The sequence below is a fragment of the Curtobacterium caseinilyticum genome, from assembly GCF_030363035.1.
Lineage (GTDB): Bacteria > Actinomycetota > Actinomycetes > Actinomycetales > Microbacteriaceae > Curtobacterium > Curtobacterium caseinilyticum.
In genome coordinates this window covers 322,873-338,650 of the sequence record NZ_JAUCMN010000004.1, presented here as the reverse complement: position 1 = coordinate 338,650, position 15,778 = coordinate 322,873, and the positions used below count along the sequence as shown (strand labels likewise).

The following is a 15,778-nucleotide window of genomic DNA, read 5'->3' as shown; positions in this document are numbered from 1 at the left end:
CCTCCAGGCTGACGCGGTACCGGCCGCCCGATCCTTCCCAGAACGGTTGCGATGGCGTGTGGGAACGGGCGTACCTGGTCGGAACGAACGACCTGGTACGCCCGGAACGACCGGGCACGCGCGGCGCGATCGGGTACGCCCGGAACGATCGGGCACGCGCGGCATGACCCGGTACGCCCGGAACGACCTGGTACGCCCGGAAGGACCCGGTACGCCCGGAACGACCGGGCACGCGCGGCACGACCCGGTACGCACGGAAGGCCCGGAACGACCGGGCACGCGCGGCACGACCCAGTACGTACGGAACGACCGGAACGACCGGGCACGCGCGGCACGATCGGGTTCGCCCGGGTACGCCCGGAACGACCGGGTACGACCGGAACGACCGGGCACGCGCGCACGGCCGGTGCGGCCCGGTGCGCCCGAGAAGGCTCGGCGCGAGCGGTGCTGCCCGGGGCGCACGGAAGCGGGGTCCGCGCCGCCCCCGGCACGGACCCCGCTCGAGCGGAGACGACTAGCGCGCTGTGGCCAGCACGTCGTTCGCCCCCGCCGCCGTGCTCACGGGTGCACCTGTGACCGGAGTGGGCCGTCCCAGGGAACGGACGGTCCACCCCGCCTTCACCCAGTCGGCGACCGGGAGGCAGTTGCGCGCATCGATCACCGTGCGGCGACCGGCGAGCTCGCCGAGCGCGACCGGGTCGGCGCCGATGATGTCGTCCCACTCGGTGAGGACGAGCACCACGTCGGCACCCTCGATCGCGTCCTCCTTCGAGGTGGCGTACGACAGCGTCGGGAAGGAGCGGCGGGCGGTCTCGTTCGCCTCCGGGTCCCACAGCGTGACCTGGGCGCCACGCAGGTGCAGCGCCGCGGCGACGTTGAGCGCCGGCGAGTCGCGGACGTCGTCGGTGAGGGGCTTGAAGGCAGCCCCGATGACGGCCACGCGACGGTTCAGCACGGACCCGCCGAGCGACTCGATCGTCATGTCGATGACCCGCTCGCGCTGGCCCATGTTGATCTCGTCGACCTGCTGCATGAGTCCCACGACCCGGCCTGCGCCGAGCTCGTTCGCGCGGTGCATCAGCGCGCGGATGTCCTTCGGCAGGCAACCGCCGCCGAAGCCGAGGCCCGCGTTGAGGAACTTCCGGCCGATCCGGGCGTCGTGCCCGAGGGCGTCCGCGAGCGTGGTGACGTCGGCGCCGGTGATCGCGCACATCTCGGAGATCGCGTTGATGAACGAGATCTTCGTGGCGAGGAACGCGTTCGCGCTGACCTTCACGAGCTCGGCGGTGGCGAGGTCCGTCGTGATCACCGGGGTGCCCTCGGCGATCGGCGCGGCGTAGACCTCGCGGATCACGGCGTCCGCCGCTGCCGACGCGCCGCCCCAGACCAGGCGGTCGGGGTGCAGGGTGTCGTCGACGGCCTTGCCCTCGCGGAGGAACTCGGGGTTCCAGACGAGTTCAGCCTCGATGCCGCTCGGCGTGAACTCGCGGACGATGCCCCGGAGCCGTTCGGCGGTGCCGACCGGCACGGTCGACTTGCCGACGATCAGGCCCGGGTGGGTGAGGTGCTCGGCGACGCCCCGGGTCGCGGACTCGACGTAGGAGAGGTTCGCGGCGTGCGACCCGGCCTTCTGCGGCGTGCCGACGCAGACGAAGTGCACGTCGGCGGCACCGACCGCCTCGGCGATGTCCGCGGTGAAGCGGAGCTTCCCCGTCGCGACGTGCTTCGTGATGAGCTCGGGCAGGCCGGGCTCGTAGAACGGCACCTCGCCGGCGGACAGCGCGGCGAGCTTGGCCGGGTCGACGTCCACGCCGATGGTGTCGAGGCCCATCTCGGCCATGGCGGCCGCGTGGGTGGCACCCAGGTAGCCGGTGCCGATGACGCTGATGACGGGAGCTGGGCGTGCGTCGACCGACGAGGTCGACTGCTTCGGTGCGGTCACTGGGGGATCCCTTCCAGGCGGTAGTTGGTGTCGGTGCGCGAGATGCCGTCCACGAAGGCCTGCAGGCTGTCCCGGCGCGAGTCGAGCCGCCAGTCGTTCGTGGTGCGGCTGCCGTCGACGATCGTGGTGGCGACCTCGCTGAAGTACGCGAAGCCGATGATGTCGTCGTTGGCGGGGTCGGCGAGGGCGTCGAACAGCGAGGTGATCCACTGCGACTTCTGCCCCTCCGAGACCGATCCGCCGGTCTCGGTCGCGCCGATCTCGTTGAGGACGATCTTCTTGCCCGGCGCGATCTGCCGGATCTGCGCGAGCGTCGCCCCGTAGGTGTTCTGGAAGGTCGGCTGCTCCCCGGTGGTCCGGTAGTACCCGCTCATCCCGACCCAGTCGACGTACTGGTCACCCGGGTAGTACGCCGCCATGTAGTCGAGCGTCTGGTACTTCGGGTTGCCGAGCTTGTCGATGCGGGACGGCGACCAGTCCCAGATCACGTAGTCGTTGGCGCCGTTGGCCTGGAAGACGTCCCACACGTGCTTCCACATCGCGACGTAGGAGCCGGGCGCGTTCTGCTGGTTCTTCGACTCGGACCAGTTGTACCACTGGCCGTTCATCTCGTGGTCGAGCCGGATCACCATCGGCATCCCGTTCGCCGCCAGGTCCTTCGCGTACTTCGTCAGGTAGGCATCGAACGAACCGGAGGTGATGTCGGCGTTCCCGTAGCCGGGGACCCACGGCTGGTCGTTGCCGGTCTCGGCAGGGAGCGACTCCCACGTCAGCATCGGCAGGCGGCCGTTGGCCCAGGAACGTTGCACGGCAGTCGCGTTGAAGTCCTGGTCGAAGCCCTGGAAGTAGCCGACCATGTTCGTCGCCTTGCCGACCGCCTTCGACACCTGGTCGTACTCCGACCAGTTGAACGGGGACTGCGCGGTGTACAGGCCGTACCAGCGGGACTGCTGGGCCAGGACCTGCGCCTTGGTGGGGGTCCGGATCGGTTCGGGGCTCGGCGGGGTGACTCCACCGCCGGAACCGCCGGGCTCGGACCCCGGACCGGTCCCACCGCCGGCACTGCCGGAACCACCCGAGCCGCCACCGGAGGAGCCGCTGCCGGAACCGCCGGGACCGCCGGAGCCCGGACCCGAGCCCCCGACACCTCCGGAGCCGCCACCGGCTGCTGCGCCGGCGCCGTCCCCGCCGCCGGACCCGCCGCCACCCGACGCTCCGGCCCCGCCCGATGCCGAGGCCCTGCCGCCGCTGGTCGCCGCTCCGAGGTCCGACTGCAGCGAGGCGATCTGCGCCTTGAGCCGGGTGATCTCGTCGGCTCGCGACCCGGCCTGGGCGCTCGAGGAGTCGAGCTTGCCCTCGAGCTTCCAGATGGTCTCCTGCGCGGCATCGAGCTTCGCGCTGAGCTCGGCGGCGCTGGGCTGCTTCGCCTTCGGCGGGGTGACGCCGAGGGCGGTGTGCACCGCGGTCGACACCGGGCCGGCGGGCGAGACCCACACCGTCCACGTGATGAGACCGAGGACGAGGACGATGGCGACCGTGCCGATCGCGGTGCGTCGCGCGTGCTTGCTGGACTGTGCCCACCACGAACTGGTGGAGCGGATGAGGTCAGACAATGAGGAACGCCTCCAGGGCGAAGATCGCGAACCCGATGAGGTACGGGATCGCCGCGTAGGGGTTGTAGCGACGGGCCTTCAGCGGACCCGGACGCCGTGCGGACGCGGCGGGTGCCGCGGTGGCTGCAGGACGTCGGGTGGCGAGCACCGTCGCGGTCGAGTTGGTGGTGGCATCGGCGCCGAACAGCTCGTCGAACGCGCGGTCCGCCGCTGCCTGGTCCGTCGGCGAGCCGACGCGATCCGCCGTGGAGCGCCCCGCAGCACGGCCCGCAGTGACCTGGTCACCGAGGTCGACCGGGCTCAGCGGCGGGGTGTCGAGCACGGCCGGCTGCGCGGCGTCGGCGGGATCCTCCTCGACGGGACCGCCGGCGTACGCCCCGGCACGGGTCCCCCAGCCGGACGCGTGGGCCAGGCGGAAGAAGCCGATGAGCCGGATCGGCATGAGGAAGAACGTCGACACGATGATGAACATCGGCAGGCGGAAGAAGTCGCTCGGCTTCTCGGCCAGGTGACGCATCTGCCGGATCGCCATGCTCAGCACGCTCGAGACGACCATGAGGCCGGCGACGTAGACGAAGCCCGTCGAGAACCCGTACTGCTGCAGGATCCCCTGGTAGAGGTTCTCGCCCTGCCCGGTCACCGCGCGGTAGATCCAGCCGGCGATCACCCCGAAGAGCATGAACGGCAGGATGATGTCGGTCAGGAAGAACACCGCCAGGATCGGCGCGTGCCCGAGCATCCAGGGCAGCATCCGGAGCGTGTTGTACTGCGAGCCGCGGGCCCAGCGGAGCTGCTGCTTGAAGAGCTTCTTCACCTGCAGCGGAGCGTCCGTGTAGACCAGCGAGGTGTACTGGTAGACGGTCCGGTACCCCTCCTTGAGCGTCAGGTTCGTCAGGGTCCGGTCGTCGGACACCTCGAGGAAGACCCCCATGAACTTCTCGTGCATGAACCGGTCCATGACCCGCACGAGGATGCTGCGGCGGAAGGCGATCGTCCGGCCGGGCAGGCAGCCGATCTGCCCGAGGACGCTCTGCGCGGGCATCGAGTAGAGCGCTCGCGAGTTCTCGAGCCAGTCCGCCCAGCGGGTGATCCAGGAGCGCGTCGGCTCGAGGATGCGCTGGCGGGTCGTGACCCCTCCGACGGACTCGTCGGCGAAGGGCTTGAGGAGCTCGTCGAGCGTGCCCGGCGTCCAGACGGTGTCCGAGTCGACGAGGATCGTGATGTCCCCGTTCGACATCTCGGTGCCGACCTTGACGGCGTTGCGCTTGCCGGGGATCGGCGTGTGGGTCCAGCGGACGAGCGGGGCGAACTCGTCGCAGACCCCCTCGAGCGCCTCGTTGCGGGCGCCGTTGATCACGACGATGATCTCGCCCGGCCGCTGCTCGACCATGCGGCCGATCACGTCACGGAACAGGTCGAGCGGTTCGTCCACGACCGGGACGACCACGCTGGTCGTCCCGACGAAGGTGCCGGTGTACGGGCGGTAACGCGCGGACAGGATGACCTTGAGCAGCCAGAGCAACCAGATCACCGCGGAGTACACGGCGAACAGGTAGAACTCGGGGTGCCCTTCGACCATCTGCCGGATCTGCAGAATGAAGGTGAACATCGATCCCTGCTTCAACGTTCGAGGTGGGGATTCCGCTTCATCGAGGAACCAGTGGTCGGTTCGGGTGAGCCCATTGAGACAGAAGTGGGGGCACCGCGCAACGCGTCCCCCGACCGGGGGCATCGCCGGTCCCCGACGGGGTACAGCCGTGTCCTCCGCCCGGAACGCGCCCGGTGTCCGCACTGCTGCTGACAGCAGCAATGCGGACCGCCTGAGAGCCGTTAGTCGCGGTCGGCAAGGCGCTCCGCGGACGGGAGGCGCGGGGATGCGTGCGGAGGAACTCCTGATCAGCGGCTGGTCGCCGCATCGGTCACCGTGGTCACGAGATGCTCCGGTGCCACCGGCCGTGAACCTGTGCCGCAGCTGAATCGCGACGACGGGAGGCCGACAAGACGGGGGACACCACCAGCCCCGACGGGGTACACGGTTCGTCACACAGATTTCACCGTGCACGTCCGGTCACCCCGGCCCCGATGACGTCATCCCGGGCGTGTCGCAGACACCGCGAACGGTCTCGCGGAACCGTCAGGCGCCGTAGAACTCTCGCTCGAACACCTGACGCGCCCGGCGTGTCACACCGAGGTAGTCGTCCTCGAGGCGTGAGGCCGACCCGGGCGGGTACTCCATCAACCGCGCCACGCCCTCGAGCTGCACGCGGTCCACCGGCAGCACGTCGGTGGTCTTCCCCGACCAGAGCACGAGCGCGCTCCGGGTGCGCGAGGCGAAACGCCAGGCGGCGCCGAGCCGCTCGGCGTCCTCGGCGCCCACGAACCCGGCGGCCCTCGCGGCCTCGAGGGCCTCGAGGGTCGAGGTCGTCCGGAGTCCCGGCACCGCGGCGGCGTGCTGCAGTTGGAGGAGCTGCACGAACCACTCCACGTCGCTCAACGAACCTCGGCCGAGCTTGAGGTGTCGGGCCGGGTCCGCGCCGCGCGGCAGGCGCTCGGACTCGACCCGGGCCTTGATGCGGCGGACCTCGCGGACCTCGCGGTCGTCGATGTGCTCCGGGTACCGCGTGCGGTCGGCCAGGTGCTCGAAGTCGCGCAGGAGCTGCTGGTCGCCCACCGCGCCTCGCGCCCGCAGGAGCGCCTGCGCCTCCCACGTCAACGACCAGCGGGCGTAGTAGGCCCCGTACGACTCGAGCGTCCGGACAACGGGACCGTTCTTGCCCTCCGGTCGCAGGTCGATGTCGAGCTCGAAGGGGTGGATCGCGTCGTCGGTCAACCGCGACAGCTCGCGGACGATCACCTGCGCCGCGCGCGAGGCCTGCTCGGACGGCAGGTCCTCCGGCGCCCGGTACACGTACAGGACGTCGGCGTCCGAGCCGAAGCCGAGCTCGCGTCCACCGAACCGCCCCATCGCGACGATGCCGAACGCGAGCCCCTCGGGTGCGTTGCGTCGCGCGAGGGCCAGCGCGCCGGCGAGCGTGGCCTCGGTCACGTCGGACAGTGCCGGACCGAGGGCGTCCACGTCCAGGTGGCCGAGCACCGCGGCCATGCCGAGACGGAGGGTCTCCCGCCGACGGGCCGAGCGCACGAGGGCGGCCGCACCGTCGACGTCGGCCCCGTGGCGGGCGGTCGTCGCAGCGTGCTCGGCGAGGAGCGACGCGAGCGGCCTGGGACGCAGCAGGGCGTCGGGTTCGTCGAGCCACGCGACCGCCTCGGGGAAGCGCTCGAGCAGCCCGGCCAGGAACGCCGACTCGGACAGGACGGTCGTCAACGAATGGGCGGCGCCGGACGAGTCGCGGAGCATGCGGAGGAACCAGCTCGACTCCCCCAGCGTGTCGCTCAGTCGTCGGAACGCGAGCAGCGCCCGGTCCGGCGCCGGCCCCTCCGCCATCCAACGCAGGAGCACGGGCAGCAGGTTGCGCTGGATCGCGGCGCGGCGACTCGTGCCCTGGGTGAGTGCCCGGATGTGCCCGAGCGCCCCGGCGGGGTCCGCGAAGCCGATCGCCCCGAGGCGGTCCGCCGCCTGGTCGCTGGTCAGGACGATCTCGCCGTCCGTCGCCGCGACCGCGGACAGCAGCGGGCGGTAGAACAGCCGCTCGTGCAGCCCGCGGACCTCGAGCTTCACTCCGCGCCAGCGTTGCTCCAGGGCGACGGCGGACGTCGCGAGGCCGGTCGAGCGGGCGAGTACCCGGAGCTCGTCCTCGTCGGAGGGCATCAGGTGCGTGCGCTGCAGCCGGCGGAGCTGGATCCGGTGCTCGAGCAGGCGCAGCAGGGCGTAGTCGGGCCCGAACCGAGCGGCCTCGGGTCGTCCGACGTACCCCGCGGCCGCCAGGGCGTCCATCGCCTCGAGCGTCGATCGCACCCGGACGGACTCGTCGTCACGCCCGTGCACGAGCTGCAGCAGCTGCACGGTGAACTCCACGTCGCGCAGGCCACCGGGGCCGAGCTTGATCTGCCGGTCGACCTCGGCGTCCGGGATGTGCTCGGTGACCCGCTCCCGCATCCGCTGGACCGACTCGACGAACCCGGGGCGGCCCGCCGAGGTCCACACGAACGGCGCGACCGCCGCCGCGTAGCGCTCCCCCAGGTCGCGACTGCCGGCGATCGGCCGCGCCTTGAGCAGGGCCTGGAACTCCCACCCCTTCGCCCAGCGCTCGTAGTACGCCACGTGCGAGTCGAGCGTCCGGACGAGGGCACCGTCCTTGCCCTCCGGCCGGAGGTTCGCGTCGACCTCCCACAGCGCGGGCTCGGCGGCGAGGTCGGTGATCGCGTGCGTCGCCGCGATGGCCAGGCGCGTCGCGATGAGGACGGCCCGGTCGGTGCCCACGCCGGTGCCGGCTTCCTCGTCGCGCGTCGGCTCGGTGACGAAGATGACGTCGACGTCGCTGACGTAGTTGAGCTCGCGCGCCCCGGCCTTGCCCATCGCGATGACCGCGAGCGGCGTCGCCTCGACGTCGGCAGCCGGGAACGGCACCTCGCGCCGGGCGACGGCGACGGCCGCCTCGAGCGCCGCTCCGGCGAGGTCGGCGAGCCCCGCGGCGACGACCGGGAACGCGTCCGTCGGGGCCTCGTGGAGCACGTCGAACAGGGCGATCTGCGCCAGGTGCCGCCGGTAGCGCACACGCAGCCGGAGCCGAGCGTCCTCACCCGTGGCGCCGGCGACCGCCTCGGTGAGCGACGCCGTGTACGCCTCCTGCGACCACGGCGGCGTCACCGGCTCGAGCAGCAGCGCGACCTCGGCCGGTCGCCGGTGCAGGAACTCGCCGAGGCCGACCGACGCACCGAGCAGGCGGACGAGCCGCTCGGTTGCGGCCTCGTCCGCCAGGACCGGCCTGAGCGCCTCCGGCGCCCGGTCGAGGAGCCGCTCCAGCAGGCGCAGCGCGCCGTCCGGATCGGCCGTGGCCTCCCACAGGGCCGGGGCGTCGGTGACCGGCACCCGCACGTCGGGGCCGAACCGTGCCTCCAGGCCGGCGATCCGTTCCAGGCTCTCCGACAGCTCCGCGAAGCCCAGCCGGGCCATCTCGGAGCGGGACGTCCTCGTCCGACCGGTCATGTGGTGCGCTCCGGGCGTGCGACTAGAGCGCGCCGAGGTTCGTGCGGAGCTCGAACGGCGTGACCTGGTCGCGGTACGCCTTCCACTCCTGCCGCTTGTTGAGCAGCACGAAGTTGAAGACCTGCTCGCCCAGCGTCTCGGCGACGAGCTCGGAGTCCTCCATCAGGCCGAGGGCGTGGTCGAGGCTGGCCGGCAGCTGCTTGTACCCGAGGGCCTTGCGCTCGGCGTCGGACAGGCTCCAGACGTTGTCCTCGGCCTCCGGCGGGAGCTCGTAGCCCTCGTCGATCCCCTTGAGGCCGGCCGCGAGGAGCAGCGAGTACGCCAGGTACGGGTTCGCTGCCGAGTCGATCCCGCGGTACTCGACGCGTGCGGACTGGCCCTTGTTCGGCTTGTACAGCGGCACGCGGACGAGCGCCGAGCGGTTGTTGTGGCCCCAGGTCACGAAGGACGGGGCCTCGTCGCCGCCCCAGAGACGCTTGTACGAGTTGACGAACTGGTTCGTCACGGCGGTGATCTCGGGCGCGTGCCGGAGGACACCGGCGATGAAGTGCTTCGCGGTCTGCGACAGCTGGTACTCGCCGCCGGCCTCGTAGAAGGCGTTCTGGTCGCCCTCGAAGAGCGACACGTGGGTGTGCATGCCCGAGCCCGGCTGGCCGGAGAGCGGCTTCGGCATGAACGTGGCGTACACGCCCTGCTCGATCGCGACCTCCTTCACCACCGTGCGGAAGGTCATGATGTTGTCCGCCATCGTCAGGGCGTCGGCGTACCGGAGGTCGATCTCGTTCTGGCCGGGGCCCGCCTCGTGGTGGGAGAACTCCACCGAGATGCCGAGGTCCTCGAGCATCCGGACCGAGCGACGCCGGAAGTCGTGCGCGCTGCCGCCGGGGACGTTGTCGAAGTAGCCGGCCTGGTCGACGGGCTGCGGGCCGCCCTCCGCCCAGTCGCGGCTCTTCAGCAGGTAGAACTCGATCTCGGGGTGCGTGTAGAACGTGAACCCCCGGTCGCTCGCCTTCGCCAGCGTGCGCTTGAGCACGTTCCGGGGGTCGGCCACCGCTGGCTGCCCGTCCGGCGTCGTGATGTCGCAGAACATGCGGGCGGTCGGGTCGACCTCGCCGCGCCACGGCAGGATCTGGAACGTCGAGGGGTCCGGGTGCGCGAGGACGTCGGCCTCGTAGCTGCGGGTGAGGCCCTCGATCGCGGAGCCGTCGAACCCGATGCCCTCTGCGAACGCACCCTCGACCTCGGCCGGGGCGATCGCGACGGACTTCAGCGTGCCGATGACGTCGGTGAACCAGAGTCGGATGAACTTGATGCCCCGCTCCTCGATGGTGCGGAGCACGAAGTCCGTCTGCTTGTCCATGGACGCCCTTTCCGTGGTGCTGCTGGGGCCTCCAGCCTATTGGTCCTCGTCGTCCCAGCGCTCGTTGTTCGCCCTGATGCGGTCGAGGGCGTGTTGCGCCTCGTCACGGCTGGCGAACGGGCCGATCCGGTCGCGCTGCGGCGACTGCGGGCCCTGCTCGACCTCGTGCGTCTTCTCGTTGAACCACCACTGGGACTCGATGCGTTCGTCGCTCATGGCGCCACCGTACCCACGGCGGGGCCGTGAGGTGCGGCTGCGCGTGCGTGCGGCGAGGAGGCGAGGAGGCGAGGAGGCGAGGAGGCGAGGAGGCGAGGAGGCGAGGAGGCGAGGAGGCGAGGAGGCGAGTCTCGCCCCTGCGGACACGTTCGCGCCGCTGGACCGCGAGTCCTGTCCGCAGGGGCGAGTCGCGCGGCCACCGGCGGCCGGCGGTGGTGGTGACCGGCCTGGAGGCCCGGTGCCGGTCCGGCGGGCCGGTGCCGCGCCTCCAGGCCGTCGCGTCGAGCGGGGTGCGCCGCGCAGCCCGGTCGGTCCGCAGCAGGGGCGCGGGCGCCGAGCGCCCGCCGCGAGACGCCGGTCCCCCGCGGGACGACCGACCGCCGCACCCGGTTAGAGTGGTCCGCATGCCCCGGGACGCACACGGACACCTGACCGCCGGCCGGATCTCCCCCCAGCGGCCCGTCCCGAAGGACATCGAGCGGCCCGAGTACGTCGGGCGCGCCGAGCCGCACGAGCACGGCCTCGGCGACACGTACACCCCGGACGAGGTCGAGCGCATCCGCACGGCCGGGCGCATCGCGTCGCAGGCCATTGACGCCGTGGGCGATGCGATCCGGCCCGGCGTCACCACCGACGAGCTCGACCGGATCGGCCACGAGTTCGTCGTGTCGCACGGCGCCTACCCCTCGACGCTCGGCTACCGCGGGTACCCGAAGTCGCTCTGCTCGAGCCTCAACGAGGTGATCTGCCACGGCATCCCCGACGACACCGTGCTGCAGGAGGGCGACCTCGTCAACATCGACATCACGGCCTACAAGGACGGGATGCACGGTGACACGAACCGCACGTTCGTCGTCGGGCAGGCCTCGCAGGAGGTCCAAGACCTGGTCGACCGCACCCGCACCGCGCTCGAGCGCGGGATCAAGGCCGTCGCGCCGGGCCGCCAGGTCAACGTCATCGGTCGGGCGATCGAGGCGTACGCGAAGCGGTTCGGGTACGGCGTCGTCCGCGACTACACCGGACACGGGGTCGGTCGGGCCTTCCACTCGGGGCTGATCATCCCCCACTACGACGCTCCGCAGTACGACACCGTCATCGAGCCCGGCATGGTGTTCACCATCGAGCCCATGCTCACCCTCGGCGGCATCGACGCGGACATCTGGTCGGACGACTGGACCGTCAGCACGCGCGACAAGTCCTGGACCGCACAGTTCGAACACACCCTCGTCGTCACCGAGCGCGGCGCGGAGCTCCTCACCGTCTCCTGACGGCACCCCTCCCCAGAAAGGCACACCCATGACCACCCTCGCAGTCGGCGTCGACATCGGCGGTACGGGCATCAAGGGCGCGATCGTCGACGTCACCACCGGCGAACTCCAGACCGACCGGATCAAGAAGGCCACGCCCGAGGGCGGCAAGCCGCACGACATCGTCGCCGTCGCGAAGTCGATCCTCGACGAGCTCGCACCAGCGGCCGACGTGCCCGTGGGTGTGTGCTTCCCCGCCATCGTCCGTGACGGCAAGACCATGTCGGCGGCGAACGTGTCGAAGAAGTGGATCGGGTTCGAGGCCGAGGCGCTCTTCGAGAAGGAGCTCGGCCGCTCCATCCACTTCGTGAACGACGCGGACGCCGCCGGGTTCGCCGAGCAGCAGTTCGGCGCGGCGACGGGCAAGGAGGGACTGGTCGTCGTCACGACCCTCGGGACCGGGATCGGCACCGCGCTCATCAACGACGGTGTCCTCATCGTCAACTCCGAGCTCGGACACCTGGAGATCGACGGCCACGACGCCGAGACCCGCGCCTCGTTCGCAGCGAAGGAGCGCGACGAACTCAGCTGGAAGCACTGGGCGAAGCGGCTGCAGAAGTACTACTCGACGCTCGAGGCGCTGCTCTCCCCCGAGCTCTTCGTCGTCGGCGGCGGTGTGTCGAAGCACCACGAGGAGTTCCTGCCGCTGCTCGACCTGCAGGCCGAGATCATCCCGGCGACGCTGCGCAACAACGCGGGCATCATCGGCGCGGCCACCCTGGCTGCCCGCTCGCGCTGACGCCGGGGAGCGCGGTCGGCCGCAGCGGTACCGCCACGCCCGGACGCTCGTCGTCGGGGTTCCAGGACTCGCCGGAAGCGTGTCGTCGAGGTCCCACGGACGAGCTCGTCGCACGCCGAGATCCCGGAATCGTGGGACCTCGGGCGGCGGCCCGCGCGTGCCGCGGCCGCCCGCGGGCCGCTACACTCGGTGGTGCGAACGGGTCGGTGAGACGGTCGCGTCGCTCCCCCGGGAGCGCCGAGGAACGTCCGGGCTCCACAGAGCAGGGCGGTGGGTAACACCCACCCGGAGCAATCCGCGAGACAGTGCCACAGAAAGCAGACCGCCGGCGGCGACGTCGGTAAGGGTGAAACGGTGGTGTAAGAGACCACCAGGGGTCCGGGTGACCGGACTCGCTCGGTAAACCTCGCCCGGAGCAAGGTCAGACAGAGGACGACGAGGCTGCTCGCTGAGTCCTCGGGTGGACCGCTGGAGGCCGGCGGCAACGTCGGTCCGAGAGAGATGGCCGTCACCGCGCAAGCGGGACAGAACCCGGCGTACGGCCGGCCCGTTCGCACCACACGCCCACGGCGCCGGCGTCGTGGGCGGCACGAGTCTCAGGCTGTGCGACGGTCCTCGCGGTGCCGGGCACGAGACCGGTCGCCCGGCGCGGGACTCGCACCCGGCAGGCGGGCTACAACCCCGACTCGGCGGTGCGCACCAGGATGGCGTCGCTGTCCGGGCAGAGCACGACGTCGTCCGGCGCGGCCCGACGGATCGTCTGCAGGTCGGACGCCGTGAGCGTCACGCCGGAGGCCGTCGACACCCCGCCCTGCAGCAGGGACGCGCCGAACCCGTAGCGGTCGCGCTGCCGGTCGTACAGCGCGAGCAGGTCGGCGGGCACCTTCGCCGCCACGGCAGCACGGCTCTGCACGGCCGAGTCACGGTCGGCCTGGACGCGCGCGATCTCCGCGTCGCGCTCGGCGACCAGGCTCGCCCGCGAGGCCTCGACCTCGGCCAGCCGCGCCTCGATGTCGCCGACCCGGGCGCGGTGCACGTCGAGCTGCTCCATGACCTCGAGCTCGGCGGTCTCCAGGTCGCCGATGCGGCGGCGCAGGGACTGCATCTCGCTCTCGAGCCCCGCTGCGTCCTTCGCGCTGGAGACGTTCTGCAGCATGGTCGTGTCGCGCTCGATGCGGGCCTGCGCGGTGGCGGTGTCGGACTCGAGTCGGGCGAGGTCGCGCTCGGCGTCCTCCACCCGACCGGTCGCGGCGGCGAGCTCGGCGCGCAGGGACGCGGCGGTCGCGCCCAGCTCCGTCAGCCGGTCGCCCTTCTGCAGCGCGGTGATGCGGTGCGACAGACGGGTCACGTCGTTGTCGAGGCGCTGGAGGTCGAGGAGGACGACCTGGTCCTCGGGTGCTGCCTTCACGGTCGGTCTCCTTCGTGGACGGGTTCGGCGGCGGGTTCGGCCGCCGGCAGGACGGCGAAGTCCCAGGGATCGGTGCGGAGGTCGCTCACGGTGACGCGGACCCCGGCGGCACGGCGGAGCTGCTCGGCGGCGACGTCGAGCCAGAGCCACTCGGTCGCCCAGTGCGACGTGTCCACGAGCGCAGGCCCGTCCCCGAGGAGGGCCTGCTCGCGGAACTCCGAGGCGGGGTGGTGCCGCAGGTCGCTCGTGACGTAGACGTCGGCGGCCCGGACGGCGGCGTCACCGAGGAGGGAGTCGCCCGCTCCGGCGCAGAGCGCGACGGTGCGCACGGGTCGGTCGAAGTCGCCGGAGACGCGGACGCCGGTGGCGGTCGGCGGCAGCAGGTCGACGAGCGTCCGGGCGAGCGCGCCGAGCGTGGTGCCGTCGGGCAGGACCCCGACGCGTCCGATACCGGTCCGCGGGTCCGCTCCCGGTGCGATCGGACGCTGCTCGGCCAGCCCGAGGCGGTCGGCGAGCACCGCCGAGGTCCCGGTGGTGACGACGTCGGCGTTGGTGTGCGCCGCGACGAGGGCGGTACCGCCGCGCACGAGCGTGGCGAGCACCCGCCCCTTGTAGGTGGTCTCGTCGATGGTCGTCACGCCGCGGAGCAGGAGCGGGTGGTGGGTGAGCAGGAGGTCGGCACCGAGCGCGACGGCCTCGTCCGCCGTGGCGGGTACCGCGTCGACCGCGAGGTGGACGTGCTCGACGGTCTGGTCCGGATCGCCGGAGACGAGCCCGACGGAGTCCCAGGACTCGGAGCCGGCGGCGGGCCACAGGTCCTCGATGACGGCCTGGAGTTCGCGGAGCGTCGGCATCCCGTCAGTCTACCGAGACCCCGACGGCCCTCGACGCCGCACCACGACGACGCGGCACCGGGCAGCTCAGCGCCGGCCGAACAGGCCGCGCAGTCGGGTGACGAGGCGCGCCCACCAACCCGCCTCGGTGGCCGCTGCCGCGGGCGAGGTCGCGTCCGGGGTCGCCTCGCCCTGGTGCCCGGCGGGGATCGCAACGGCGTCGGGCAGCACGACCGGGGTGCTCGCCGTCGTGCCGGCGTGCGCCGTCAACGCCGCGGCGAACGCGGCGCGGTCGATGACCGTGGGCCCGGTGGCGGGCTGGACGAGCGGCGTGGGCCGCGTGTTCGCGGAGACCGGCGTCCGGTCCGGGAGGGACAGCACCGGCCGCACGGGCTCGTCCCGCCCGCCGGTGGTCGACTCCGCGCCGGGGGCGACCGGCAGCACGGACGCGGTCGTCGCCGCCCGCACGTGGCGGGTCCGGACCGCCGCGGTGCGGTCCGGCCGGGCTGCGTCGCGGACCGGGGTCGGCAGCGGGGAGGTCGACGCGCGGCGGGCAGCGGCGCGCTCACGTCGTCCGGCCTCGTCGGCGGCGTCCGCGAGCAGGTCCGCGAAGACGGCGCGGGCGAAGGAACGGGCGGCGGCGACCTCGGCGTCGTCGAGTCCGGCGACGGTGGCCTCCCACGCGGCGAGTCGGGCGAGGTCCTCGTCGCGGCGCCGGACCTCGTCCTCGAGCAGCACGATGCGCTCGACCGTGGTGCGACCGCTGGCGGCGGACACCTCGACCGCGAGGTCCTCGATGCGGAGCGCCATCCGTGCGGGTGGCTCGGGGAAGGACGGGGCACAGGCGGCGACGTGCCGAGCGCGGTCACGACGGCGGAACGACCCGGTCTCGGCGGCGGGCTGCTCGGTGTCGACGGGTCCGGCGGCGGGCTGCACAGCGGGGGTGGGCTCCGCCGTGTCGGACTGCGGGTCGGAGGGACCGACGAGCGCGTCCGGAGACGTCACCGGGCGCTGCACGGGACCCGTGACCGGCGGCACCACGAGGTCCGCCAGGTACGGCGTGCGGGTGGCCGGGACGTCTCGGAGCCACTCCTCGAGCTCGCGACCGAACGGGTCGACGAGGGGGGTGCGTGCACCGGGCTGGGTCTCCATGTGACGCAGGATAGATATCAGGGGCACCGGAACCCGGGAGATCCGCGGTGTGTCGCGCATCCCGGGGCTGTGCACCTGACGTGTCGGCTCGGACGTGAGCG

The 15,778-nt window shown here is 72.1% G+C and carries 11 protein-coding genes and 1 other RNA gene; 3 read left to right on the top strand and 9 right to left on the bottom strand.

What is annotated here, in order from left to right; all coding sequences use genetic code 11:
- Positions 1-514: 514 nt before the first annotated feature.
- From QUG93_RS08265 to QUG93_RS08240, 6 genes are all read right to left on the bottom strand, one after another.
- A complete protein-coding gene (locus QUG93_RS08265; RefSeq protein WP_289473443.1) occupies positions 515-1,942 on the bottom strand; it encodes a UDP-glucose dehydrogenase family protein in 1,428 nt (475 codons plus the stop codon).
- Positions 1,939-3,555: a glycosyl hydrolase gene (locus QUG93_RS08260; protein WP_289473442.1), complete on the bottom strand. Its 1,617-nt coding sequence runs from the start codon at positions 3,553-3,555 to the stop codon at positions 1,939-1,941. Before QUG93_RS08260 ends, QUG93_RS08265 begins: the two co-directional genes overlap by 4 nt.
- Positions 3,548-5,164 (bottom strand): glycosyltransferase family 2 protein, encoded by a 1,617-nt coding sequence (locus tag QUG93_RS08255; RefSeq protein WP_289473441.1) that lies wholly within the window; start codon positions 5,162-5,164, stop codon positions 3,548-3,550. Before QUG93_RS08255 ends, QUG93_RS08260 begins: the two co-directional genes overlap by 8 nt.
- A gap of 525 nt (positions 5,165-5,689) precedes the next feature.
- On the bottom strand, positions 5,690-8,662 hold the full coding sequence (locus tag QUG93_RS08250) for a bifunctional [glutamine synthetase] adenylyltransferase/[glutamine synthetase]-adenylyl-L-tyrosine phosphorylase (RefSeq protein WP_289473440.1): 2,973 nt from the start codon (positions 8,660-8,662) through the stop codon (positions 5,690-5,692).
- Between the two features lie 22 nt (positions 8,663-8,684).
- Positions 8,685-10,022 (bottom strand): type I glutamate--ammonia ligase, encoded by a 1,338-nt coding sequence (gene glnA, locus QUG93_RS08245; protein WP_289473439.1) that lies wholly within the window; start codon positions 10,020-10,022, stop codon positions 8,685-8,687.
- 36 nt (positions 10,023-10,058) lie between these two features.
- Positions 10,059-10,238: an SPOR domain-containing protein gene (locus tag QUG93_RS08240; protein ID WP_289473438.1), complete on the bottom strand. Its 180-nt coding sequence runs from the start codon at positions 10,236-10,238 to the stop codon at positions 10,059-10,061.
- Between the two features lie 404 nt (positions 10,239-10,642).
- Between QUG93_RS08240 and map the strand changes: the two genes are divergently transcribed.
- From map to rnpB, 3 genes are all read left to right on the top strand, one after another.
- Positions 10,643-11,506 (top strand): type I methionyl aminopeptidase, encoded by an 864-nt coding sequence (gene map / locus QUG93_RS08235; RefSeq protein WP_289473437.1) that lies wholly within the window; start codon positions 10,643-10,645, stop codon positions 11,504-11,506.
- Positions 11,507-11,534: 28 nt separating this feature from the next.
- A complete protein-coding gene (gene ppgK / locus QUG93_RS08230) occupies positions 11,535-12,284 on the top strand; it encodes a polyphosphate--glucose phosphotransferase (RefSeq protein ID WP_289473436.1) in 750 nt (249 codons plus the stop codon).
- Positions 12,285-12,483: 199 nt separating this feature from the next.
- An RNA gene (rnpB, locus tag QUG93_RS08225) (RNase P RNA component class A) lies at positions 12,484-12,838 on the top strand.
- 119 nt (positions 12,839-12,957) lie between these two features.
- On the opposite strand, the gene QUG93_RS08220 is transcribed toward rnpB, so the two are convergent.
- The 3 genes from QUG93_RS08220 to QUG93_RS08210 all read right to left on the bottom strand — a co-directional run bounded on the left by QUG93_RS08220 (position 12,958) and on the right by QUG93_RS08210 (position 15,677).
- Positions 12,958-13,692, bottom strand: a complete 735-nt coding sequence (locus QUG93_RS08220) for a zinc ribbon domain-containing protein (RefSeq protein WP_289473435.1) — start codon at positions 13,690-13,692, stop codon at positions 12,958-12,960.
- Entirely contained in the window at positions 13,689-14,546 is an 858-nt protein-coding gene (locus QUG93_RS08215; protein WP_289473434.1) for a Nif3-like dinuclear metal center hexameric protein, read from the bottom strand. The genes QUG93_RS08220 and QUG93_RS08215 overlap by 4 nt, the downstream gene beginning before the upstream one ends.
- Positions 14,547-14,612: 66 nt before the next feature.
- A complete protein-coding gene (locus tag QUG93_RS08210) occupies positions 14,613-15,677 on the bottom strand; it encodes a hypothetical protein (RefSeq protein WP_289473433.1) in 1,065 nt (354 codons plus the stop codon).
- Positions 15,678-15,778 lie beyond the last annotated feature (101 nt).

Excerpts from the sequence above, each read along its gene's own strand:
- QUG93_RS08250 (WP_289473440.1), bottom strand. The coding sequence starts at position 8,662 with ATGACCGGTCGGACGAGGACGTCCCGCTCCGAGATGGCCCGGCTGGGC.
- glnA (WP_289473439.1), bottom strand. The coding sequence starts at position 10,022 with ATGGACAAGCAGACGGACTTCGTGCTCCGCACCATCGAGGAGCGGGGC.
- QUG93_RS08215 (WP_289473434.1), bottom strand. The coding sequence starts at position 14,546 with ATGCCGACGCTCCGCGAACTCCAGGCCGTCATCGAGGACCTGTGGCCC.
- QUG93_RS08255 (WP_289473441.1), bottom strand. The coding sequence starts at position 5,164 with ATGTTCACCTTCATTCTGCAGATCCGGCAGATGGTCGAAGGGCACCCC.
- map (WP_289473437.1), top strand. The coding sequence starts at position 10,643 with ATGCCCCGGGACGCACACGGACACCTGACCGCCGGCCGGATCTCCCCC.
- QUG93_RS08240 (WP_289473438.1), bottom strand. The coding sequence starts at position 10,238 with ATGAGCGACGAACGCATCGAGTCCCAGTGGTGGTTCAACGAGAAGACG.
- QUG93_RS08210 (WP_289473433.1), bottom strand. The coding sequence starts at position 15,677 with ATGGAGACCCAGCCCGGTGCACGCACCCCCCTCGTCGACCCGTTCGGT.
- ppgK (WP_289473436.1), top strand. The coding sequence starts at position 11,535 with ATGACCACCCTCGCAGTCGGCGTCGACATCGGCGGTACGGGCATCAAG.